Source organism: Streptomyces microflavus (genome assembly GCF_014650075.1).
GTDB classification, from domain to species: Bacteria; Actinomycetota; Actinomycetes; order Streptomycetales; family Streptomycetaceae; genus Streptomyces; species Streptomyces microflavus.
Genome location: NZ_BMUG01000005.1, coordinates 37,897 through 59,596, shown reverse-complemented (window position 1 = coordinate 59,596; position 21,700 = coordinate 37,897). Strand labels below are relative to the sequence as shown.

At 73.2% G+C, this 21,700-nt stretch carries 25 protein-coding genes; 9 read left to right on the top strand and 16 right to left on the bottom strand.

Annotated features, from left to right (window positions below):
• Positions 1–12: 12 nt before the first annotated feature.
• From IE264_RS15685 to IE264_RS15675, 3 genes are all read right to left on the bottom strand, one after another.
• Positions 13–270, bottom strand: a complete 258-nt coding sequence (locus IE264_RS15685) for a WhiB family transcriptional regulator (RefSeq protein WP_015606923.1) — start codon at positions 268–270, stop codon at positions 13–15.
• An 81-nt stretch (positions 271–351) separates the two neighbouring features.
• Complete coding sequence (locus IE264_RS15680; protein WP_032754102.1) at positions 352–1,476, bottom strand: PP2C family protein-serine/threonine phosphatase; 1,125 nt, start codon at positions 1,474–1,476, stop codon at positions 352–354.
• A gap of 69 nt (positions 1,477–1,545) precedes the next feature.
• The gene (locus tag IE264_RS15675; protein ID WP_032754099.1) at positions 1,546–2,379 is read right to left on the bottom strand and encodes a Scr1 family TA system antitoxin-like transcriptional regulator; all 834 of its coding nucleotides are present in this window, start codon (positions 2,377–2,379) and stop codon (positions 1,546–1,548) included.
• A gap of 168 nt (positions 2,380–2,547) precedes the next feature.
• Here IE264_RS15675 and IE264_RS15670 point away from each other — a divergent pair, with 168 nt between their 5' ends.
• Positions 2,548–2,958: an ATP-binding protein gene (locus IE264_RS15670; protein ID WP_078618629.1), complete on the top strand. Its 411-nt coding sequence runs from the start codon at positions 2,548–2,550 to the stop codon at positions 2,956–2,958.
• 77 nt (positions 2,959–3,035) lie between these two features.
• Here IE264_RS15670 and IE264_RS15665 read toward each other — a convergent pair whose 3' ends face one another.
• The 3 genes from IE264_RS15665 to IE264_RS15655 all read right to left on the bottom strand — a co-directional run bounded on the left by IE264_RS15665 (position 3,036) and on the right by IE264_RS15655 (position 5,443).
• Complete coding sequence (locus tag IE264_RS15665) at positions 3,036–3,749, bottom strand: ribonuclease H family protein (protein ID WP_032754094.1); 714 nt, start codon at positions 3,747–3,749, stop codon at positions 3,036–3,038.
• Positions 3,750–3,844: 95 nt separating this feature from the next.
• Positions 3,845–4,639, bottom strand: coding sequence for an SDR family NAD(P)-dependent oxidoreductase (locus IE264_RS15660; protein ID WP_032754092.1), 795 nt, complete (start codon positions 4,637–4,639; stop codon positions 3,845–3,847).
• A 165-nt stretch (positions 4,640–4,804) separates the two neighbouring features.
• On the bottom strand, positions 4,805–5,443 hold the full coding sequence (locus IE264_RS15655) for a DUF6629 family protein (RefSeq protein ID WP_032754911.1): 639 nt from the start codon (positions 5,441–5,443) through the stop codon (positions 4,805–4,807).
• A 248-nt stretch (positions 5,444–5,691) separates the two neighbouring features.
• Between IE264_RS15655 and IE264_RS15650 the strand changes: the two genes are divergently transcribed.
• The gene (locus IE264_RS15650; protein WP_032754090.1) at positions 5,692–7,581 is read left to right on the top strand and encodes an ABC transporter ATP-binding protein; all 1,890 of its coding nucleotides are present in this window, start codon (positions 5,692–5,694) and stop codon (positions 7,579–7,581) included.
• A gap of 14 nt (positions 7,582–7,595) precedes the next feature.
• On the opposite strand, the gene IE264_RS15645 is transcribed toward IE264_RS15650, so the two are convergent.
• Positions 7,596–7,856: a hypothetical protein gene (locus tag IE264_RS15645; protein ID WP_015606931.1), complete on the bottom strand. Its 261-nt coding sequence runs from the start codon at positions 7,854–7,856 to the stop codon at positions 7,596–7,598.
• A 142-nt stretch (positions 7,857–7,998) separates the two neighbouring features.
• Between IE264_RS15645 and IE264_RS15640 the strand changes: the two genes are divergently transcribed.
• The 4 genes from IE264_RS15640 (at position 7,999) to IE264_RS15625 (ending at position 12,084) form a co-directional block, all read left to right on the top strand.
• Entirely contained in the window at positions 7,999–8,694 is a 696-nt protein-coding gene (locus IE264_RS15640) for a class I SAM-dependent methyltransferase (RefSeq protein WP_032754087.1), read from the top strand.
• 559 nt (positions 8,695–9,253) lie between these two features.
• Positions 9,254–10,723, top strand: coding sequence for a SulP family inorganic anion transporter (locus IE264_RS15635; protein WP_015606933.1), 1,470 nt, complete (start codon positions 9,254–9,256; stop codon positions 10,721–10,723).
• A gap of 146 nt (positions 10,724–10,869) precedes the next feature.
• Positions 10,870–11,352: an SIP domain-containing protein gene (locus IE264_RS15630; RefSeq protein WP_229887610.1), complete on the top strand. Its 483-nt coding sequence runs from the start codon at positions 10,870–10,872 to the stop codon at positions 11,350–11,352.
• A 243-nt stretch (positions 11,353–11,595) separates the two neighbouring features.
• The gene (locus IE264_RS15625; protein ID WP_032754082.1) at positions 11,596–12,084 is read left to right on the top strand and encodes a beta-class carbonic anhydrase; all 489 of its coding nucleotides are present in this window, start codon (positions 11,596–11,598) and stop codon (positions 12,082–12,084) included.
• Positions 12,085–12,133: 49 nt separating this feature from the next.
• Here IE264_RS15625 and IE264_RS15620 read toward each other — a convergent pair whose 3' ends face one another.
• Together IE264_RS15620 and IE264_RS15615 are read right to left on the bottom strand one after the other, a co-directional pair.
• The gene (locus IE264_RS15620; protein WP_015606936.1) at positions 12,134–12,568 is read right to left on the bottom strand and encodes a DUF2267 domain-containing protein; all 435 of its coding nucleotides are present in this window, start codon (positions 12,566–12,568) and stop codon (positions 12,134–12,136) included.
• 165 nt (positions 12,569–12,733) lie between these two features.
• Positions 12,734–13,165 (bottom strand): Hsp20/alpha crystallin family protein, encoded by a 432-nt coding sequence (locus IE264_RS15615; RefSeq protein ID WP_015606937.1) that lies wholly within the window; start codon positions 13,163–13,165, stop codon positions 12,734–12,736.
• A 127-nt stretch (positions 13,166–13,292) separates the two neighbouring features.
• Here IE264_RS15615 and IE264_RS15610 point away from each other — a divergent pair, with 127 nt between their 5' ends.
• Positions 13,293–13,958 (top strand): hypothetical protein, encoded by a 666-nt coding sequence (locus tag IE264_RS15610; RefSeq protein WP_032754077.1) that lies wholly within the window; start codon positions 13,293–13,295, stop codon positions 13,956–13,958.
• A 55-nt stretch (positions 13,959–14,013) separates the two neighbouring features.
• On the opposite strand, the gene IE264_RS15605 is transcribed toward IE264_RS15610, so the two are convergent.
• From IE264_RS15605 to IE264_RS15595, 3 genes are all read right to left on the bottom strand, one after another.
• A complete protein-coding gene (locus IE264_RS15605) occupies positions 14,014–14,799 on the bottom strand; it encodes an SAM-dependent methyltransferase (protein WP_032754075.1) in 786 nt (261 codons plus the stop codon).
• A 110-nt stretch (positions 14,800–14,909) separates the two neighbouring features.
• The gene (locus tag IE264_RS15600) at positions 14,910–15,839 is read right to left on the bottom strand and encodes an oxidoreductase (protein WP_032754073.1); all 930 of its coding nucleotides are present in this window, start codon (positions 15,837–15,839) and stop codon (positions 14,910–14,912) included.
• Between the two features lie 39 nt (positions 15,840–15,878).
• Positions 15,879–16,352 (bottom strand): carboxymuconolactone decarboxylase family protein, encoded by a 474-nt coding sequence (locus IE264_RS15595; RefSeq protein WP_032754070.1) that lies wholly within the window; start codon positions 16,350–16,352, stop codon positions 15,879–15,881.
• Positions 16,353–16,511: 159 nt separating this feature from the next.
• Here IE264_RS15595 and IE264_RS15590 point away from each other — a divergent pair, with 159 nt between their 5' ends.
• Positions 16,512–16,679, top strand: a complete 168-nt coding sequence (locus tag IE264_RS15590) for a hypothetical protein (protein ID WP_158706487.1) — start codon at positions 16,512–16,514, stop codon at positions 16,677–16,679.
• Positions 16,680–16,716: 37 nt separating this feature from the next.
• Here the strand turns inward: IE264_RS15590 and IE264_RS15585 are convergent, their stop codons facing one another.
• The 4 genes from IE264_RS15585 to IE264_RS15570 all read right to left on the bottom strand — a co-directional run bounded on the left by IE264_RS15585 (position 16,717) and on the right by IE264_RS15570 (position 20,422).
• Positions 16,717–17,199 (bottom strand): NUDIX hydrolase, encoded by a 483-nt coding sequence (locus tag IE264_RS15585; RefSeq protein WP_015606943.1) that lies wholly within the window; start codon positions 17,197–17,199, stop codon positions 16,717–16,719.
• A gap of 29 nt (positions 17,200–17,228) precedes the next feature.
• A complete protein-coding gene (lnt, locus tag IE264_RS15580; protein ID WP_032754065.1) occupies positions 17,229–18,821 on the bottom strand; it encodes an apolipoprotein N-acyltransferase in 1,593 nt (530 codons plus the stop codon).
• A 201-nt stretch (positions 18,822–19,022) separates the two neighbouring features.
• On the bottom strand, positions 19,023–19,589 hold the full coding sequence (locus IE264_RS15575; RefSeq protein WP_015606945.1) for a hypothetical protein: 567 nt from the start codon (positions 19,587–19,589) through the stop codon (positions 19,023–19,025).
• 47 nt (positions 19,590–19,636) lie between these two features.
• The gene (locus tag IE264_RS15570; protein ID WP_015606946.1) at positions 19,637–20,422 is read right to left on the bottom strand and encodes a glutamate racemase; all 786 of its coding nucleotides are present in this window, start codon (positions 20,420–20,422) and stop codon (positions 19,637–19,639) included.
• 58 nt (positions 20,423–20,480) lie between these two features.
• Between IE264_RS15570 and IE264_RS15565 the strand changes: the two genes are divergently transcribed.
• Entirely contained in the window at positions 20,481–21,662 is a 1,182-nt protein-coding gene (locus IE264_RS15565) for a glycosyltransferase (protein WP_032754062.1), read from the top strand.
• Positions 21,663–21,700 lie beyond the last annotated feature (38 nt).

Below are 21,700 nucleotides of genomic sequence, written 5' to 3'. Positions count from 1 at the left end.
CCGGTCCCGGGGTCAGCCGGCGGTGTTCTTGGCGCGCCTGCGGCTGCGGCGCTTCAGCGCGCGTCGTTCGTCCTCCGCGAGGCCTCCCCAGACGCCGGAGTCCTGGCCGTTCTCCAGGGCCCATTCCAGGCACTGGGCCTGGACGGGGCAGCCCCGGCAGACCGCCTTGGCCTCCGCGGCCTGGACGACGGCGGGGCCGGAGCTCCCGATGGGGAAGAACAGGTCCGGGTCCTCGTCGCGGCACGCCGCGTGTGTACGCCAGTTGTCCATGCTGCTCACTCCCGGTGTCGGATGTGTGCCGCAGGCGCTCGCCGTACGGCCGTACCGTGCGGGTGACCGACGATCGGCGCCTCAAACACGCGGGCGCCGGGAAAGCTGCTCGGCTTTCGGGGCGGGGCGGTGCAGGGCGAGGAGGGCCTGGTCGTCCTGGACCCGGCCGCCGGTGTGGCGTCCGACGTCCTCGATCAGCAGCTGGAGGATCTGCCCGGGGGTCGGCGGGTCGCCGACGAGCGAGCGGTGGCGCAGGAGGTGCGGGAGCCGTACGGCCGCGTCGTAGAAGACGCCGGTCTCGTCGCGGGCCTCGGTGACACCGTCCGTGTAGCACAGCAGCGTGGAGCCGGGCGGGAAGGGATACGTGTCGACCGGGAACGACCAGGTGCCCAGCGCCGCCATGCCGAGCGGGGGCGCCTCCTGGGACGGTTCGAGGACGGTGGCCGTGCCCCGGGCGTCCAGCAGTACCGGGGGCGGATGGCCGCGGTTGACGATCCGTACGGCGCCGAGACCGGCGGCGAACTCGACGATCAGCGCGGTGGTGAACCCCTCGTCCTGCTCCTGGCCGCCCCGCCGCCCGCCCTCGCGCAGCAGGGCCCCCTCCAGCGCGGTCACCAGGCGGGGCAGGTCCTCCGCCTCGTCCGCTGCGTACCGGAAGGCCCCCAGGTCCGCGCAGACCGCGCTGACAGCGCCCAGCCCCTTGCCCCGGACGTCCCCGACCATCACACGCACCCCGTGCGGGGTCTCCTGCACGACGTAGAGGTCGCCGCCGATCATGGCCTCGTCCTCGGCGGGGATGTAGCGGGCGGCGATCCGGAGGTCGCCCAGCCGTGACGGGGGTCTGGGCAGTACGGCGGCCTGGGCCACGGCGGCGACCTGGCGGGCGCGCCGGGTCCGGGCGCTCTGGCCCTCCAGGGTGCGGTGGATGAGGACGGCGAGGACGGTTACGGCCAGAAGGGTGAGCTGGTTGGCGACCCCCTGTTTCCAGCCGAAGGTGCCGTCGACCCAGGCGAGGACGGCGTGGACGGCCATCGAGAGGCCACCGGTCGCGATGATGCCCGGCAGGCTCAGCAGGGGCCCGGCAGCGACGGGTGCGGCCATCAGCAGGGGCGCGGAGGACACATCCGTCGGGGTCGCCAGATCGATCACGACGGCCAGCACGATGACCCCCACCGGGATCCACTGGGCCCTGCGCTGCTGCACCACTCCCCCACGCTGTACGGCCCGGGCACGCTCCGCATCCCGGCAGCGCGGGTCCGGGCCCCCGGACGGGCCTCAGAGCGGCAGCGGGGTGCCGGGCGGCGGGGCGGCGGCGCACGCGGCGTCGAGCCGGATGCGGTGGGCCATCACGGCGTCCGGGTCGTCGATGAGGTCGACGCGTACCCCGGGGGTCTCCAGGACGGCCTGGTCGCCGATCTCCGGGGCGGGGACGCGCAGCAGGTGCAGGGGCGGCATGGCGGTCATGGCGTGCGGCGGGTGGTCCAGCGGCACCACCTGGACGGTGATGTGCTGCTGCTCCATCTCCTCGGCCAGTGCCTTGCGCTGACCGGCCATGGTCTCCGGGTCCCCGACCCGGGTGAGCAGGGCGGCGGCCGGGAGCAGGGCCCACAGGGCCGTACCGCGCTCGCTCAGCCGACGCCGCCTCTCCCGCAGCAGCTCCACGCGGCGCTCCAGGCGGCCGGGGCTGTCGTCGGGGTACCGCATCCGGTACAGGCCGGCGGCGTAGGCGGGGGTGCGCAGCAGCTCGGGCACGAGGGCGGGGTGCCAGGTGCGGACCAGGCTGGCCGAGGACTCGACCCCGATGACGTCCTGCTGCCAGCCCTCCATCGCGTCCCGCCAGTGGTGCCACCAGCCGGGCAGGTTCGCGGCCCCGAGCCCGGCCAGGATCGGCTCGGCGACGGCCGGCGGGGCCCCGTAGCAGCGGAGGAGTTCGGCGACCTGCCGGGCGTCGAGGCCGGTCTCGGCCCGCTCGATCCGCCGTACGGTCGCGGGGTGCGCGTCCAGGGCGTCGGCGGCGGCCCGGAGGGTGACGCCGGCCTGTTCCCGCAGTATCCGCAGCCGGGCCGCCAGGACGCGGTGCTGCACCGTGGGACCGGAGCGGGGTCGCATGCTCGTACCTCGTTCGTCGAGCCCCGGGGCGGAGCTTTGGACACTCTGTCGCTTGCAAAGTATGCACTTTGCGCAGAGAGTACATACATGTCGGAAATAGCCATTAGTGCGGAACGCGCTCCGGACAGCGGAGGAGTCAGAGGTGCACACAGCTGGTGGGTCCCCCGGTTGCCCGGGGGCGTTCCCGAGGCCCGTCACCGGGTGCAGGAGGCGATGCGCGCATGGGGAGAACCCGCGGAACGCATCGAGGCGGCGGCTCTGATAGTGACCGAACTGGTCACCAATGCCGTGCAGCACACCAGTACCCGTCGGATCCGCTGTCGGCTTCTCCGCTCGGCGGACGGGGTGCGGATCTGTGTGTGGAACCGCGGCCGGGCCCGTATCCCGGCACCGGCGACCCCGGCGGATTCGGCGGGCCTGCCCGTCGAGGCCGCTCCGGCGGCGGGCGGCCCCGACGGCGACGATTCGCTCGACTGTCTGGCCGAGGACGGCAGAGGGCTCCTGCTCGTGGAGGCCCTGGCGGCCCGCTGGGGTACGCGCGCCGCGCTGGCCGGCCGGCTCGTCTGGGCCGACGTCTGACGACTCCCCGCGCACGACTCCGCACGACCTTGCACGACCCCGCACGACCGGGCCCGTTCCGGCTGCTCCGCGTGTGATCAGGCGGGAGCGGTCCGGCACTCCGGGTGACCCCAGCCGTTCGGGTTCTTCGCGATCGGCTCCTTGGCCGCATACGGCTTTCCGCAGTGGCACCGCCCTGCGAACCGCGCCTTGATCGTGGCCCCCGACCGCCCGGTCCGGGTCGCGCCCGCCGTACCCTTCGCCGTCGCCTCACCCGCGCTGCCGCCCGCCTCCGTACGCCCCTTCGTGGAACGGGCCTGGGCGGGAACGGGCAGGGCGGTCGCGCCGTGCGCCGTACCGGCCGCCCGCTGCGCCACGGCCGCCTCGCTGGCGGCCTGGTCGGCGAGCGCGTTGAGCGGGTCGCCGTCCACCTGGTGGGCGGGCACGTAGCGGAACGTCACCGCGCGGGCGCCGAGCAGGGCGTCGATGCGGGTGACCAGCTCACGGTTGGCGACCGGCTTGCCCGCCGAGGTCTTCCAGCCGTTGCGCTTCCACCCCGGCAGCCACTTGGTCACGGCGTTCATGGCGTACTGCGAGTCCATCCGGACCTCGACGCGGACCGCCGGATCGGTGGACTCCAGCAGCTCGGCCAGTGCGGTGAGCTCGGCGACGTTGTTCGTCGCGGTGCCCAGCGGGCCCGCCTCCCAGCGCACGGGGCTGCCCTGCGCGTCGGCGACGACCCAGGCCCAGGCGGCCGGTCCGGGATTTCCCTTGGACGCCCCGTCACACGCGGCGATGATGCTCTGGTTCATCCCTCGATCATGCCAGCCCCGCATGATCGTCCCGACCGGCGGCCGAGGCGCCCGACGCGCCCCGGACACCGGGCCCGGGGCAGCCGTCGCGTCGCTCAGGGCACGATCGAGTCGATGTATCCGCCGTCGACCCGCACCGCGGCACCGGTCGTCGCCGAGGCCTGCGCGGAGCTCAGGTAGACCACCAGGTTGGCGATCTCCTCGGGCTCGATGAGCCGCTGGAGCAGCGACTGCGGGCGGTGCAGCCGCATGAACTCGCGCTGCGCCTCCTCCCAGGGAAGCGCTTTGTCGACCAGTTCGTAGACGAAGTCCTCCACCCCGCCGGTGTGCGTGGGCCCGGCGATCACCGAGTTCACCGTCACGCCGGTACCGGCGGCCTCCTTGGCGAAGCCGCGGGAGACTGCGAGCAGCGCGGTCTTCGACATGCCGTAGTGGATCATCTCGGCGGGGATGACGATCGCGGAGTCGCTGGCAATGTTCAGCACCCGGCCCCAGCCCTGGCCCGTCATCCCGGGCAGGTAGCGGCGGATGAGGCGTACCGCGCTGAGCACGTTGGTGTCGAAGTACGTCCGCCACTCCTCGTCGGTGATCTCCAGGGGCGGGCGGGAGCCGAAGATGCCGAGGTTGTTGACGAGGACGTCGGCCGCCGGGACGGCCGCGTACAGCTCGGCGGCGCCCTCCTCCGTGGTCAGGTCGCACGCCACACCCGTGACGGCCGCATCCGCCACCTCCGTGCGCAGCGTCCGCGCCGCCGCGTCCAGCCGTTCCTGTCCCCGCCCGGTCAGGACGACCTCGGCTCCCGCCGCGGCCAGCCCGGTGGCGATGGCGAGGCCGATGCCCTGCGAGGAGCCGGTCACCACCGCCTTCTTGCCCGTCAGATCGATGCGCACGCCGCTTCTCCCCTTGCCCTGCTGCTCGGTTGCTCGGTCACTGCATGAGTGCTCGGTCACTGCGTGGGACCTCTCCCGCCCTCAGGCTCGCACCGGCCCGCTGCCGACGCCCGCCGGAGTACGCGATCGGGGGTGCCCGTGGCCGGATACCCCGCCCGGCCGTTGTCACCCGCCCGGGACGGGCTGGGCGGCGGGAGGGGCGGGGCGGTGGGCCCAGCCGAGCAGGATCACCGAGCAGAGAGCCGCGAACGCGCACCAGGTGGAGATGAACTCCATCTGCCAGAACACGACACACACGACCGCACCGGCCGCCACCAGCACCCCGAGGAGGCGCAGGGTGCGGTCGCCGGAGAGCAGGAGGGCCCCCACGGTGGCCAGGAGGTAGCCCGCGATGAGGAGTCGGGCGTGCGGGAGGTCGACGGCGTACCCGAGGGTGCGGCCGCGGACCTCCGCCGTCACGGGCCGGGCGGCCAGGGCGTGGGCGAGGAACGCGGCCGTGATCACTCCGACCGCGAGCGGCGCCGCAAGCCGGGCGCGCGCCCGCGCGGGCGCCGCGCAGAACACTCCCAGCGGTACCCAGAGCGCCAGCAGGGGCAGGGCCATCACCGCCCAGGCGAGGGTGGCCGGGCCGGTGCCGCCATCGGCGTTCCACACCACCGACTCGACGATCTGGTGGGCGCCGAGCAGCAGCGGCAGCGCGGCCAGCGGGAGATCACGGACACGGCGGGTGCGCGCGAGGGTGACCACCCCGATCGCGGCGATGCCCGAGCCCGCCACCAGGTCGGCGGTCGCGCTCCAGCACATGGCGTCACCCCCGGGCCCGGTCGTCAGCGGATATATCGCCTTCGTGGCCACGCTACGGTTCCCCGGCCCCCGACGTGCGGTGGAGCGGGCGTGCGGGTCTGTCTCCGGCGCCTGCCGACTCCGGCTCGCGCGCCCTGTTGACCTCAACCAAACTTCAGGTTCTAGCGTGCTGAGTGCACCCGGGCCGCGTCGGCCCGCGGGGCACGTACAGGTCCGCACCACCAGGCCAGCAGAGTTCGGAGCGCCCCATGGACATGGAAGTCACCGCGTGGACATCGCTGCACAGCGCGATGAACGCCGAGCAGGACCGGCGGCCCTTCTCCCGGGCGACGCTACGCCGCATCCTGGTCTTCGCCCGGCCCCACCGGCAGCGCATCCGGCGGTTCCTCCTGCTCAGCGTCGTCACCGCGCTGCTCGCGGTGGCCACCCCGGTCCTCGCCGGGCGTGTCGTCGACGCCATCGTGCGGGGCGCGGACTCCGGGACGGTCACCCGGCTCGCGCTGCTGATCGCCCTGATCGCGGTCGCCGAGGCCGGGCTCGGGCTGCTCACCCGCTGGCTGTCGGCCAACCTCGGTGAAGGGCTGATCCTCGATCTGCGCACCGCGGTCTTCGACCATGTGCAGCGGATGCCGGTCGCCTTCTTCACCCGCACCCGGACCGGCGCCCTGGTCAGCCGGCTCAACAACGATGTGATCGGCGCGCAGCGCGCGTTCAGCAACACGCTCTCCGGCGTTGTCTCCAATCTCGTCACCCTGCTGCTGACGCTCGCCGTGATGCTGACGATCTCCTGGCAGATCACGCTGCTCTCGCTGGTCCTGCTCCCGGTGTTCGTCGTCCCGGCCCGCCGGATGGGGGCCAGGATGGCCGGACTCCAGCGGGAGGCGGCCAACCACAACGCCTCGATGGGCACCCAGATGACCGAGCGGTTCTCCGCCCCCGGCGCCACCCTCGTCAAACTCTTCGGACGCCCGTCCCTGGAGTCCGCCGAATTCGCCGAGCGGGCCCGCCGGGTGCGGGACATCGGGGTCCGTTCCGCCATGGCCCAGGCCACCTTCATCACCGCCCTCACCCTGGTCTCCGCCCTCGCGCTCGCCCTGGTCTACGGGCTCGGCGGCTACTACGCGCTGCGCGGCACGCTGGAGCCGGGTGCCGTGGTGGCGCTGGCCCTGCTGCTGACCCGGCTGTACGCCCCGCTGACCGCGCTGGCCGGGGCCCGGGTCGAGGTGATGAGCGCGCTCGTCAGCTTCGAGCGGGTCTTCGAGGTCCTGGACCTGAAGCCGCTGATCGCCCAGAAGCCGGACGCCCGCGAGGTGCCGGAGGGTCAGGTGTCGGTCGAGTTCGAGAAGGTCTCCTTCGGCTACCCGTCCGCGGAGAAGGTCTCCCTCGCCTCGCTGGAGGAGGTCGCGACGCTGGACAGCCGGGGCGGCACCCCCGTTCTGCACGAGGTGTCCTTCCGCGCCGAACCCGGGCAGATGATCGCCCTCGTGGGTTCGTCGGGCGCGGGCAAGTCGACCATCGCCCAGTTGCTGCCGAGGCTGTACGACGCGGACGCCGGTTCCGTACGGCTGAACGGGATCGACGTACGGGATCTGAGCGCCGACTCGATCCGCGACACCCTGGGGATGGTCACCCAGGACGGGCACCTCTTCCACGAGTCCGTACGCGCCAATCTGCTGCTCGCCCGGCCGGACGCCTCCGAGGACGACATCTGGGACGCCCTGCGCCGCTCCCGGCTGGACGGGCTGATCGCCTCGCTGCCCGAGGGGCTGGACACGGTGGTGGGTGAGCGCGGCTACCGGCTCTCCGGTGGCGAGCGCCAGCGGCTCACCATCGCCCGGCTGCTGCTGGCCCGTCAGCGCGTCGTCATCCTGGACGAGGCGACCGCGCACCTGGACTCCACCTCCGAGGCCGCCGTCCAGGAGGCCCTGGCCGAGGCGCTGGAGGGGCGCACCGCCGTGGTGATCGCCCACCGGCTCTCCACCGTGCGGGCGGCCGACCAGATCCTGGTCGTCGAGGCCGGCCGGATCGTGGAGCGCGGCACGCACTCCGAACTGCTCGTGGCGGGCGGGCGGTACGAGGAGCTGTACCGCACCCAGTTCGAGCGGCCGTCGGCGGACGAGGCGCAGCCGGTCGCCTGACCGGGCGGCGGCCGTCAGCGGCGGACGAGGCGGAGACGCTCCGTGGTGCGCAGGCGCCGCAGGGCGTCCCCGCCGCAGCTGCGCCACTGCTTCGGCGAGACCCGGGGGCGGTGGCTGCCGTTGGTGACGAGCGCGTTCACCGAGGTCATCGGGTCCGCCGCCATGGACTTGGCGAGCAGCACGCCGACCACCAGCGGGAGCAGGGTGACCGCCAGGGCGGTGCCTGCGGTGGTGACGTGCTGGATGCGGGGGTTGCGCTGCGCTGCGGAGTCCATGGCCTCATTCGAACAGCGGCGGGGCGGCGGAACATCGGGGAAGGTACTCAGCGGTCGCGGCCCCGCATACTCAGGTGCCCGTACGGGGACGCTGGGGACGCGGCCCCGGAGACGGCCGCCGGACCGCGGGAGGGCCACGCCGATGAGTGACAGCCAGGGACAGCCGGCGGAGCGTCCGGACGGAGAACCGGGCGGAGACCCGGGCGCGCAGCGGACCCATGGGCTTCCCGCCGCTGCGGTGTTCGACGCGCTGGGGGCCGAGTACGAGCGGGCGTTCGCCGGTTCGGCCGCCCACCGGGCCTCGCTGGACCGGCTGCTGGAACGCCTCGCGCCGGGCAGCCGGGTCCTGGACGTGGGCAGCGGTACGGGTGTCCCGACCGCGAGGCGGCTGGCCGGGGCCGGGCACCGGGTGGTGGGCGTCGACGTCTCCCCGGTGATGACCGCCCTGGCGGCCGGCCAGGTACCGGACGCCGAGTTCCGCTGCGGCGACATCCGGGAGATGGCGTGGGCGGACGGGGAGTTCGACGCCGCCTGCGTCTACTTCTCGATGCTGCAGATGGCGCGCGGGGAGCAGCGGGAGCTGCTGGGCCGGCTGGCCCGGGCGGTGCGGCCCGGGGGCCTTCTGGCAGTGGCCACCGTGCCGGTGGACGTGGCGGAGGTGAGCGCGGTGTTCATGGGGCAGCCGGTGGTGGTGTCGAGCTTCGGCGAGGAGGAGTTCGTCGCGCTGGTGGCCGGGGCGGGGTTCGCGGTGGAGGAGCGGCACGGCGTGCTGTTCACCCCGGACCACCCGGCGGGCGAGCCCGAGCCGCATCTCTTCCTGCACTGCCGCCGCATCTGACCACCCCGGCCCACACCTTTCGCAATCACAAAGAACAAGCCGAATGAATGACAAGAATGGCGCATTCGCGTTCCTTCACAAGAAGGTAATGCGATAGCAAAGTTCTGGTCTATATGGTGAGCTGTAGTCGTATCCGTCCGAACGCCTGACGCGCGGCCGGAGAAGCCGGATGTTCGGCAAAACACGAGGTGAAGCACGCCGCATCCCCTCCGAACGTTCATTCGGATTCAGACAGCGCATTCGTCGATATGACCCGACCACACCGCTCCCCGGCACCGCCGGATGCAGGAGGCAGGCCACCCATGAAGTCCCTTGTCGCACCCGCCCGGACTTTCACCGAGCACGACGCCGCGAACGCAAAGGATGCCGCGTGCCCCACGCACGGCCGGCCCCCCAGACCTGTCCGACGAGCCGTGGCGTAGTGCACCCCGGCCCGATCAGCGTTCACCGGCCGGAGAGCGGCCCGTCGTGCGGCCGCCTCTGACGGCTTCCCGCCCCCCACCCATCCGCGCCCGGCCCCGGCCGGGCGCGGATCTGACCCTCAAGGGAATCGTCACCCGTGATCTCCGTGAAGGAACTCAAGAACCCCCACGTCGTACGACGTGACCTGCTGGCCTCACTCGTCGTCTTCCTGGTCGCCCTCCCCCTCTGCGTCGGCGTCGCCGTCGCCTCCGGCGTGCCGGCCGAACTCGGTCTGGTCACCGGCATCGTCGGCGGCCTCGTCGTCGGTCTGCTGCCGGGCAGCAAGCTCCAGGTCAGCGGGCCCGCAGCCGGTCTCACCGTCCTGGTCTACGAGGCGGTCACGGAATTCGGCCTCGGCACGCTCGGGCCGATCGTCCTGGCCGCCGGTCTGCTCCAGGTGGTGCTGGGCGTGGCGCGCTTCGGCCGCTGGTTCCGCGCCATCTCCGTCTCCGTGGTGCAGGGCATGCTCGCCGGCATCGGCCTGGTCATCGTCCTGGGCCAGGTGTACGCCATGGCCGACACCGAACAGCCGGGCACCGCGCTCGCCAAGATCGCCGGGCTTCCCGGCCTGGCGGCCGAGATCGCCACGAACACCGAGGCCCTGACCGCCTTCGGCCTCGGCGCCGGGACCGTCGCCGTCCTGCTGCTCTGGCCGAAGCTCCCCGCCGCCGTGCGGCTCGTTCCCGCTCCCCTCGCCGCGGTCGGCCTGGCCACCGCCGTCGCCGCCCTGGCCGGACTGTCGCCCGCCGTGGCCGATGTGAACGGACTGCTGCACGCCATCGATCTGCCCGGTGCGGCGGAGTTCGGCAGCCTGGCGAACGTGGCGGTCATCGGTACCGTCCTCGCCTTCGCCCTGATCGCCTCGGCCGAGAGCCTGTTCAGCGCGGCGGCCATCGACCGGATGCACGACGGTCCCCGTACCGACTACGACAAGGAGCTGGTCGCGCAGGGCGTCGGCAACACGATCTGCGGGGCGCTCGGTGCGCTACCGATGACGGCGGTCATCGTCCGCAGCGCGGCCAACGTCCAGGCAGGTGCCACCACCGCGCTCTCCCGGGTCGCCCACGGTCTGTGGCTGCTGCTCTTCGCGGCGCTCCTGCCCGCCGCCATCGGCATCATCCCGCTCGCCTCGCTCGCCGGAATCCTGGTGCACGCCGGGTGCAAGCTCGTCCCCGTGAAGGAGTTCGGCCCGCTGTGGCGCGAGCACCGCGGCGAGGCGGTGCTCCTGGCGGTCACCACGCTGGCCATCGTGGTGACCAACCTCTTCGAGGGCGTGGTGCTGGGCCTGCTGCTGGCCGTGGTCAAGTCGGCGTGGGAGACCTCCCACGTACAGCTGTCCACGCACAGCCTCACCGGCGGCCGGGTCGTGGTGACGCTCACCGGGAACGCGACCTTCCTGCGACTGCCCCGGATCCTGGAGCAGTTGGAGAAGCTGCCGCAGGACCAGCCCATAGAGCTGGACCTGACCGGGCTGCGCCACCTCGACCACGCCTGCCGGGTGGCCCTGGAGAACTGGGCGCGCCGGCACAACAACGCGGAGATCGAGCCGGTGACGATCCGCCGGTAGCCCGGTCGGCGGCCCGGTGGATCAGGCGGCCGTGCGGGTCGCCGTGCGCTTGACGTAGGCGCCCGGCGTCTCGCCGAAGTAGCGGCGGAAGGCGAGGATGTAGCCGTTGGTGGAGACGAAGCCGACCCGACGCGACCGTCACCTGGCTGTCCCGCGACGGCGCCCCGGCAGGGACCACCGACCTCCTGGAGCCGGCCGTCCGGTCCATGGAGTGGCTGCCGGGCACGGTCTGCGTCCGGGCGGCGGGCGAGGCGGTCACGCTGAAGGGCATCCGCCGCCACATCGCCGTCGAGCGGCAGGTCCCGCGCGAGCAGAGCCACTTCACGGGCTACTGGCGGCGCACAGAACCGGCCCCGGGCGCGGCGGAGGACGCCGTGCCGGAGGACGAGGAGGCGCACGAGCGGCTGCACGAACTCACCGACCTGGCACCGGGCTTCGCCATCCGGACGGCCGTCACGCTCGGCCTGTTCGACCTGGTGCGCGGCGAGGCCGCCGCCCTCCCCCGGACGGGACGCTGCTCCTGGTCGAGCAGATCCGGCCCGCCGACCGGGACGACATCGACGCAACGCTCCAACACCTGCGGCCGGCCTGCCTGTTCGGCTCGGGGCTCCGCTCGCAGGACGAGCTGAGCGCCCTGGCGGTCCGGGCCGGCCTGCGGGTGCGCCGATGTGACGACATCGGCTGGGACCACCGGCTGTGGGTGCTGGAGCGCTCCGCCGGGCAGTGACACCCGGCCCGGCCGGAACAGGTGTACGAAATGGAGTAATGCGGGCGCGTTGCGGTCGTGTGGCGGGCCCGGCGACGGGCTTCCGCCCCGCCCGTCGGGCTGCGTAGGTTCGGGTCTCCCCCGCGACCGAGCACCTGGAGCAGCCTTGAGCGTGACCGAAGAGTTCCTCGCCCACAACGAGGTGTACGCGTCGACGTTCGACGGTCCCCTCCCCCTTCCCCCCGCCCGCAGGACGGCCGTCGTCGCCTGCATGGACGCGCGGCTGAACCCGTACGGCATCCTCGGCCTCGCCGAGGGCGACGCACACGTCATCAGGAACGCCGGGGGCGTGGTCACGGAGGACGTGGTGCGTTCCCTGGCGATCAGTCAGCGGCTGCTGGGCACGCAGGAGATCGTGCTCATCCACCACACCGACTGCGGCATGGTGACGTTCACCGACGACGTCTTCCGCCAGGGCATCGAGAAGGAGACGGGCATCCGCCCGCCGTGGGCCGCCGAGGCGTTCCCGGACGCCGCCGACGACGTACGGCAGTCGCTGCGCCGGGTGACCGGCAGCCCGTTCATCCCGCACACCGACCGGGTCCGCGGCTTCGTCTTCGACGTCGCCACCGGCCGTCTCGACGAGGTCGTCTGAGGGCGGCGGGGGGCTGCCGTCCCGGCGAAACCGCGGACCGGGCCGGCGCTCAGGCCGCCGTGGCGAGCTGCGCCCGGCCGAAGAGCAGGGCGTAGCCGGTCGGCAGAGCCTCGATGACTCCGGCGACGAGCGCCGGGTCCATCAGCGCGGAGACCGCGACCAGCACCGTTCCCGCGTCCCAGCGGGCGGTCGCCGCCGTGCCGCCGGTCCGTGCGGCGAGGTCGTCCACGAAGCGGGCGGCCGGGGACGGTTCGATGCCGGGGGCCTCGGCGGTGAACATCAGGGCGGCCTCCCTGGGGAGCGCGGCGGCGAACGCGACCCGTTCCTCGCCGGTGATCTGCCGTCCGAGCCCGCCCATCACGGCACGGAGGACCTCTTCGGCCCGCTCCCGGGTGGGGTAGGCGCCCTCGTATCTGATCTTCTCCAGCAGCCGGTCGTACGTCATGGCCTCCGGGGCGACGATGGTCCGAGGCTCAGGAATCATGGCGGTGGCAGCCCTTCTCGTCCTACTACTGTGGTGTCGGTTGTCTCTGGCTTCTTCTCCGAAAGCGCCGTCGCATGCCGCCTATGGCGCATACGACGGCGGGGGCGGGCGGCCGGGGAAGGGGAGATCGAACCCCGGCCGCCGCCACGGGGACAGATGTACGGTTCAGCCCTTGATCTGCTTGCGCGAGGAGTTCCCGCCGATGGCGATCTTGCGGGGCTTGGCCCGCTCGGCGATCGGGATACGCAGGGTCAGTACACCCGCGTCGTAGTCGGCGTCGATGCCTTCGGTGTCCAGGGTGTCCGCCAGGACGATCTGCCGGGAGAACACGCCCAGCGGACGCTCGGAGAGCTCCATGTGCACGTCGTCGGCGCTGACGGCAGGCCGACGCTCAGCCCGGACGGTCAGCATGTTGCGCTCGACGTCGATGTCGATCGCGTCCGGCGAGACACCGGGAAGATCGAACGCCACCACGTACTCCTCGCCCTCGCGGTACGCGTCCATCGGCATCGCCGAGGGCCGCGACCAGGTGCCGGGGCGCAGGATCTGTTCGGTGATCCGGTCCAGTTCACGGAAGGGGTCGGTGCGCATGAGCATGGCGAAAACACCTCCAGTCGGTCGGGCGGTAGCCCGCGCGGTTCGCTTGATTCCGTTGTAGCATGTCATCCATTCGATGACAAACAACATGTCACCGGAAGGACGACAATCACGTGGAGGAGTGACCATGCCAGCGGCAGAGCAGCCCGATCCGGACGCCGTCTCCCTTGTCGCCGCCGCGGCGGCGCTGGAGGCCATCGACGACGCGGTCCGCGGCGCCCGGACCGCCACTGCGGACCAGCCCGAGGGTTCGGTGGGCGGCCCGGACAGGGACCGGGCGCTGGCCTCGCTCCAACTGTTGCGTGAGGTGCGGGAGCGGCTAGCGGGCTGGGAGACCGGGCTGATCGAGGCCGCCCGCGCGGCGGGGGCCAGCTGGACCGACCTGGCGGAACCCCTCGGCGTCGCCAGCCGGCAGGCGGCGGAGCGCCGCTATCTGCGGCTGCGCCCGGGCTCCCTCGGCTCCACCGGGGAGCAGCGGGTCAAGGCCACCCGGGACCGGCGTGCGGCCGACCGCACCATCACCACCTGGGCCAGGGAGAACGCGGCGGACCTGCGCTCTCTCGCCGGCCAGGTCACCGCCCTGACCGGCCTGCCCGCCGCGGCGGGCCCCCCGCTGAACCATCTCCGCCGGGCCCTCGCCGCCGACGACGCCGCCCTCCTCGTCGCCCCGCTCGCGGCGGTCCGGCCGCATCTGCCGTCGGGACAGCGGCAGCTGACCGAAGGGATCGACTCACTCACCCACCGCACCGGCGAACTGCGCGAGGACACCGCAGCCCGGCGGCGGAACAACTGAGCGGCGGAGGACTCTCCTGGAGTCCTCCGCCGCCCGGTTCCCGTCCGCTCGCCGCCTACGGCTTGCGGGCGACAAGCCCCCACTGGTCGACCAGCACCGGGTCGTCCTCCTCGGGACGCCACAGCGCGATCGACAGGAAGCCGGGGTCGATGATCTCCAGGCCCTCGGCGCAGCCGGTGATCTCCTCCGGCTCCCGGACCAGGTAGGGCGGGTTGTCGCCGGAGTCGTACGCCTCCTGGGCGGCCAGCGTCTGCGGCGTCTTCACCGTGTCGCAGAGCACCAGGTAGCTCCCCGACGGCATCCGGGCCATGTACTGCTGGACGACCTTGATGCCGTCGGCCGGGGTCAGGTGCCCCAGCGTCGAGAGCAGCAGCACGGCGACCGGCTCGGAGAGGTCGAGCGTCTTCGCCGCCTCGTCCACCACCGTGTCCGTCGCGGAGAGATCGGCGTCCACGTAGGCCGTACGGCCCTCCGGGGCGCTGGTCAGCAGGGCCTGGGCGTGGGCGAGGACGATGGGGTCGTTGTCCACGTAGACGATCCGCGCGTCGGGCGTGATGCCCTGGGCCACCTCGTGGGTGCTGTTCGCCACCGGCAGGCCGGTGCCCACGTCCAGGAACTGGCGGATGCCCAGCGAGGCGAGGTGCCGGATCGCGCGGGCCTGGAACGCACGGGAGGCGCGGGCGATGTCGACCATCTGCGGGTAGGCCGCGCTCACCGCGTCGGCCAGTTCGCGGTCCACGGGGTAGTTGTCCTTGCCGCCGAGCCAGGCGTTCCACACCCTCGCCGAGTGCGGGACATCGGAGCGGATCCTGCGGCGGAACTCAACGTCGTCGACGCTCATGTCTCTCCTCTACTCACTCTCCGTGCAAGGCCGTTGACCGCATAACCGCCGGTGAGAGCCTTGAGCTGACCGTACATCGCCATTCCGGTTCCCGCTGGACCGCCTCCCGCTCAGACCAGGTCCGGGTCCAGTCCGGTCAGCCGCGCCGACTCCTCCCAGAGCGCCCGCGCCATGTCCGTGTCCCGCGCCCGGGCGGACCTGCGGGCCTCGGCCGGGGCTCCCCGGGTCTCGCCCAGGTGCCGGGGCCCGTAGTAGGAGCCGCCGGGCGCGTCGGGCAGGGTCGCCGCGTACAGCGTGGGCAGCGCGCCGGCGGAGGCGGGCTGGGTGTACAGGCGCGAGGCCCTCTCCAGCTTCGCCGCCCAGTTGCGGCCGGCCAGCTTCGGGCCCGCCTGCCCCAGCTCCGTCGCGGCGAGGCCGGGGTGGGCGGCCAGGGCGAGCAGGTCCCGGCCGGAGGCCCGGGCGCGCCGGTCGAGTTCCGCGGTGAAGAGCAGGTTGGCGAGCTTGGACTGCGCGTAGGCGCCCCACTTGCTGTACCCGCGCTCGGCGTTGAGGTCGTCGAGGTCGATGCGGCCGATCCGGTGGCCCAGGGAGGAGAGGGTCACCACCCGGGCCGGTCCCGCCGCACCGAGCACCGGCAGCAGCCGGAGGGCCAGGGCGAAGTGGCCGAGGTGGTTGGTGCCGAACTGCATCTCGAAGCCGTCCGCCGTCCGCAGGAGCGGCAGGGCCATCACCCCGGCGTTGTTCACGAGCAGATCGAGACGGCCGTCCACCTCCTTCGCGATCGCGTCGGCCGCCCCGGCGACGGAGGCCAGGTCCGCCAGGTCCAGGCGGACGAGCCGGATGTCGGAGCGCGGTGCGGCACGGCGGACGGCGTCCAGTGCGCGCCGCCCCCGCTCGACGTCGCGGCAGGCGAGGACGGTACGGGCGCCGGAGCGGGCGAGGGCGAGCGCGGTGACCGCCCCGATGCCGCTGTTGGCGCCGGTGACCACGGCGGTCCTGCCGGAGAGGTCGGGCATGTCGTGGAGATTCCAGGAGTGCATGCCGCACACCTCCCCGGCAGGGGCGGTGTCACACGCCGGTCAGCCGAACTGGCCCACCTTGTAGTCGCCCGCGGGCTGCTGGACGATGACGTTCAGCCGGTTGAAGGCGTTGATGAGGGAGATCAGGGAGACCAGGGCGATGAGCTGGTCCTCGTCGTAGTGCTCGGCGGCCCGCGCCCAGACCTCGTCCGGGACCCCGCCGGCCGCGTCCGCGATGCGGGTGCCCTGCTCCGTCAGCTCCAGGGCGGCGCGCTCGGCGTCGGTGAAGACGGTGGCCTCCCGCCACACCGCGATCAGGTTGAGGCGCAGGGGCGTCTCACCGGCGGCCTCGGCCTCCTTGGTGTGCATGTCGGTGCAGAACCCGCAGCCGTTGATCTGGCTCGCGCGGATCTTCACCAGCTCCTGCGTCGTGGTGGACAGCCCCGTGGCCGAGACCGCCTGTCCCGCCGCCGTCAGGTGCTTCAGGATCTTGGCCGTGGTCGGACTGCCGAGGACATTCAAGCGGGCGTTCATCTTTTCGGCTCCTTCGCCGTTGTCGTTCGCTGCACCCCTGGGACGGATGGGCTCGCCCGGATGTGACATGCGGCTGTCACACCGAAGCCGGCCGGTGCCGGATCACCCGTGCGGGCCGCCCGGGAGGCCGGGCACCGGCGGCGCACCAAGAATCGGAAGGTGCCGCGCCGAGGGAACGACAACGCCGCAGTGGAACGGATGGTCCGTACGGTCATCCGCCGGCGGAAGAGGTCCCTGCGCGAGCAGGACGTCACGGTCACCGATCCGCCGAAGGCACGGGACGTCTGGCTGCGGGTGCCCCATCTGTGGCGGGGGCCGGAGAGGTAGAGGTCAGGGCCGCCGGACGGGGGTTCGGCGCGTCGGGTCAGGCCTCGGCCGACGTGGGACGGAACCAGGCCGGCCCCTCCGTCAGCGCCTGCTTGATCCGGAAGAGGGCGAACTCGGCGAGCGGCGGCAGGCCGTCCAGGGGGAACCAGCCCACCTCCAGCGACTCGTCGTCGTTGACCCGGGCCTCGCCGCCGGTCGCCCGGCAGCGGAAGGTGATGTCGAGGTACTGGCAGCGGTCGCCGTTGGCGTACTGCACGGGCTGCAGTGCCTGGGCGAGGACCAGCCGCTCGGCCACGCACTGCACCCCGGTCTCCTCCAGCACCTCGCGCTCCGCCGTCAGCGCGGGCTCCTCGCCCGGCTCCGAGATGCCGCCGACGACCGACCACTTCCCGGTGTCCGCGCGCCGTCCCAGCAGCACCCGGCCCTCGTCGTCGAAGACGATGGCGGTCACCCCGGGCAGCAGCAGGAGCTGGTTGCCTGCGGTCTCGCGGATGGTGCGGATGAAGTCGGGAGTCGCCATGGATCCGAGCCTACGTGGCCGGTTCGGGGCTACTTCGCGGTGCCCCGCTCCCGCCGTGCCCGTGCCGCCGACAGGCCCGCCCAGCCCAGGCCGGCCGCGGCCAGCAGGGCGATCAGGGCCTCCGGCAGCGGGCCCATCCGGGTGGCGGGGGTGAGCGAGGAGCGCAGCGGGACCTCGGCGACCAGGGCGTCGGGGGTGAACATGCCGCTCCGGTCGGCGATCGTGCCGTCGGGCCGGATGACCGCGCTGACCCCGCTGGTGACGGGTACGACGACGGCCCGGCCGTGCTCGACGGCCCGGACCTGGGACATCGCGAGCTGCTGGTAGGTCATCTCGCTGCGCCCGAAGGTCGCGTTGTTGCTGGGCACCGCGATCATCTGGCCGCCGTGGAGGACGGTGTCGCGGGCGGCGTCGTCGAAGGCGGCCTCGTAACAGGTCACCATCCCCACCTTCGTACCGGCGAGGTCGAAGACGCCGACCTCGGTGCCGGGGACGAACTCGCGCTGGACCCGGTCGACGTCCTCGCTGAAGAAGCGGGCGACCGTCCGCATCGGCATGTACTCGCCGAACGGCTGGATGTGCCGCTTGTCGTAGGTGTCGACGGGGCCCTTGTCCGGGTCCCACTCGATCAGGGTGTTGCGGAGGCTGTCCGAGCCCTTCTCGACCACAGAGCCGACGACGGTGGGGACACCGATCGCCCTGACCGCGTCGTCGATGACCTCGCGGGCGTCGGCGTTGAGGTAGGGGTCGAGGTCGGAGGAGTTCTCCGGCCAGAGCACGAAGTCCGGCTGCTTCGCCTTGCCGGCCTCGACCTCCTCCGCGAGCTGCTTGGTGCGCTTGGCGTGGTTGTCGAGGACGGCGCGGCGCTGGGCGTTGAAGTCGAGGCCGAGGCGGGGCACGTTGCCCTGGATCGCGGCGACGGTGACGGTGCCGTCCTCGGCGGAGTCGTCGACCAGCGGGAGCGCGGCGAGCGCGGCCACCACGGGTACGAGGACGCAGGCGGCGGCTCCGGCGACCGCGGCGCGGGGCACCTCCCCGGTGGTGCGGTACGTACGGAATCGGCGCACGGCCTCGTAGAGCCCGAAGCCGCACAGCACGACGGCGAAGGAGAGCAGCGGGGTCCCGCCGAGTGCGGCGAGCGGCAGGAACGCGCTCTCCGCCTGGCCGAAGGCGATCTTGCCCCAGGGGAAGCCGCCGAACGGGATACGGGCGCGGACCGCCTCGTCCAGGGTCCAGACCGCGGCCCCCCAGAGCGGCCAGTACGCGAGCCGGGTAACGGCGGCGATGCCGAGGCAGCCCACCGCGATGAAGAGCGCCTCGGCGGTGGCGAGGGCGAGCCACGGCACCGGGCCGACGTCCTCGCCGGTCCAGTGCAGCAGCGGGAGCGTGAAGCCGAGCCCGGCGAGGAGGCCGAGGCCGAAGGCGGCGCGCAGCCTGCGCCCGTGCAGGACCCAGCCGAGCAGGGCGAAGCCGGGCAGGACGAGCCACCAGAGCGGCCGGGGCGGGAAGCTCGCGTAGAGCAGCACCCCGGAGAGGGCGGCGGCGGCCGGACGCAGGAGCCGCAGGAGCAGTCCGGCGGTCGGGGGCGTCGGCGCGGGCGGCGGGTCGTCGACGGGGGTCATAGTGGCGCTCACCTGGCGGAGTCTACGGTGGGCGGCTGTGAGCGGGGCGCAGGGCCGGGGTCGGGGCCTGGGCCTGGCCCGTCGGCGTCTCCGGTGCCTTCGTACGTTCGATGCCTGCCCTGAGGTCGTCGGGAGCTCCGGAGCCTCCGTACGTTCAGGCCCTGCCCAGAGGCCGTCGGGGCCTCCAGCGCTTCCGTGCGTTCAGCCCCGGCCCCGGGCCCGTTCGGCTGCGGCGGCCAGGTGCATGCGTTCGCGGATGAACCGTACGGCGCTCTCCGCGTCGTCCACCGTGACGGTGAAGGTGCGGCCGTCACCGAGCAGCAGGGCCATGCCCTCGCCCTTGCGCACGACGACGGCGGTCCCCTGTTCGGGGCGCCAGCGGTAGCCCCAGCCGCCCCACTGGCGCGGGTTGACCTTGGGGACGTACTCGGCGCCGACCACATGGGTGATCAGGATCCTGCGGCGCGGCAGCCCGGCGTGGCCGCAGCGGACCTCCAGGGAGTCCCCGTCGACCTTCACGGCCACATGGACGAAGGCGAGCGTCCCGAAAAGGATGAGCAGTCCGACGGCCAGGCAGCCGATGACGGACATCAGCAGCGGGGCGATCCCGGAGGACCAGGGCGAGACGACGGCGAGCTCGATGCCCAGAGCCACGCAGCCCGCGCCCGTGAGGGCCAGGAGCCACTGGATGCGGTTGGTCGCGCGGCCGGTCCAGACGGTGGCCGGTGCCTGCGACGAGCCGTGCGCTCTCTCGGGGTGGTCCGTCATATTCGCAGCGTACCCACGTTCGGGCCGCCCGGCCCGGGGCCGCGGGGTCAGCGGGCGGGGGCCGCGGCCTGGAGGGCGCGGCCCTCCGCGTAGGCCAGAGCGGGCTCCGGCAGGGTGCCGGGGCGTCCGGCGAGCAGGACGGTGAACGTGCCGGACGGTTCGGCCGTCGGAGCGGCTTCGGCACCGATCCGGCGCAGCGCCTGGGCGGCCACGGCCCCGGCGGATCCGTGCAGGACCAGCGGCGGGAGGCCGGGTTGCTGGACGGCGGCGCGGATACGGCCGGCGACCAGCTCGTAGTGGGTGCAGCCGAGCACCACGGCCCGTACGCCCGGCGGGGTGAGGGCGGCCGCCGCGGCGACGGCGCGGTCGATGCCGGCCTCGTCACCGTGCTCGATGGCGTCGGCGAGTCCGGGGCACGGGACCTCGGTGACCTCGACGGAGCCGGCGAATTCCGCGATCAGTCCGCGCTGGTAGGGGCTGCCGGTGGTGGCCGGGGTGGCCCAGATGGCGACGGGGCCGCCGCCCGCCGCCGCCGGTTTGATGGCGGGGACGGTGCCGATGACCGGCAGCGCGGGCTCCAGCGCGGCGCGGAGCGCGGGCAGGGCGTGGACGGAGGCGGTATTGCACGCGACGATCAGCGCGTCGGGCCGGTGGGCGGCGGCGGCGCGGGCCACCGCCAGCGCGCGGGCGGTGACGTCCTCGGGGGTGCGCGGGCCCCAGGGCATCGAGCCGGGGTCGGAGGAGACCACCAGGTCGGCGTCGGGCCGCAGTCGGCGAACGGCGGCCGCTGCCGCCAGCAGGCCGATTCCGGAGTCCATGAGCGCGATCTTCACCCGGTCACCCTAGCCGACAGCCCTTGCGGCCCGGCCTCAGTGGGGCAGACTGCGGCGAATGAGCGCCGTTGCCTGGATCGCCGTGGGTTCGCTGATCGCGTGGGTGTGGCTCCTGCTGGGGCAGGGGTTCTACTGGCGGACCGACCAGCGGCTGCCCCGGCGCACCGAACCGGCGCGCTGGCCGTCGGTGGCGGTGGTCGTGCCGGCCCGCGACGAGGCGGAGATGCTGCCGGTGAGCCTGCCGTCGCTGCTGGTCCAGGACTATCCGGGGGACGCCCGGGTCATCCTCGTCGACGACTGCTCCAGCGACGGCACCGGGGAGCTGGCCCGGGAGCTGGCCGACCGGTTCGGCGGCCTCGCGCTGACCGTGGTGACCCCCGGGGAGCCGGAGCCCGGCTGGACGGGCAAGCTCTGGGCCGTACGGCACGGAATCGCGCTGGCCCGGCTCCACAAGCCGGACTTCCTGCTGCTGACGGACGCCGACATCGCGCACGAGCCGGACAGCCTGCGGGATCTGGTTGCCGCGGCCGGGACCGAGGGTCCGGACGGCTTCGATCTGGTGTCGCAGATGGCGCGGCTGCGGGTGGAGAGCTTCTGGGAGCGTCTGGTGGTGCCCGCGTTCGTCTACTTCTTCGGGCAGCTCTATCCGTTCCGCCGGGTGAACCGGGCCCGGTCACGGACGGCGGCCGCGGCGGGCGGCTGTGTGCTGCTGCGGACGGCGGCCGCCGAGCGGGCGCGGATCCCGGAGTCGATCCGGCAGGCGGTGATCGACGACGTGTCGCTGGCGCGGGAGGTGCGGCGCGGCGGTGGCCGGATCTGGCTGGGGCTCGCGGAGCGGGTGGACAGCGTCCGGCCGTATCCGCGGCTGGGGGATCTGTGGCGGATGGTGGCGCGCAGCGCGTACGCGCAGTTGCGGCACAGTCCGCTGCTGCTGGCGGGGACGGTCCCGGGGCTGCTGCTCGTCTACGTGGCACCGCCCGCGACCCTGGTGGCGGGCCTGCTGACGGGCGACGGGGCGGCGGCCTGGGCGGGCGGCGCCGCCTGGGCGGTGATGACGGTGACGTATCTGCCGATGCTGTCGTACTACCGGCAGTCGCTGTGGCTCGGGCCCCTGCTGCCGTTCACGGCGGTGCTGTACCTGCTGATGACGGTGGACTCGGCGGTGCAGCACTACCGGGGGCGGGGGGCCGCCTGGAAGGGCCGTACCTATGCCCGGCCGGAGGCCGCCCCCGACCGGTGACGCCGCGCGGCAGCGGGCGTCGGGTCCGGCCGGGCGGC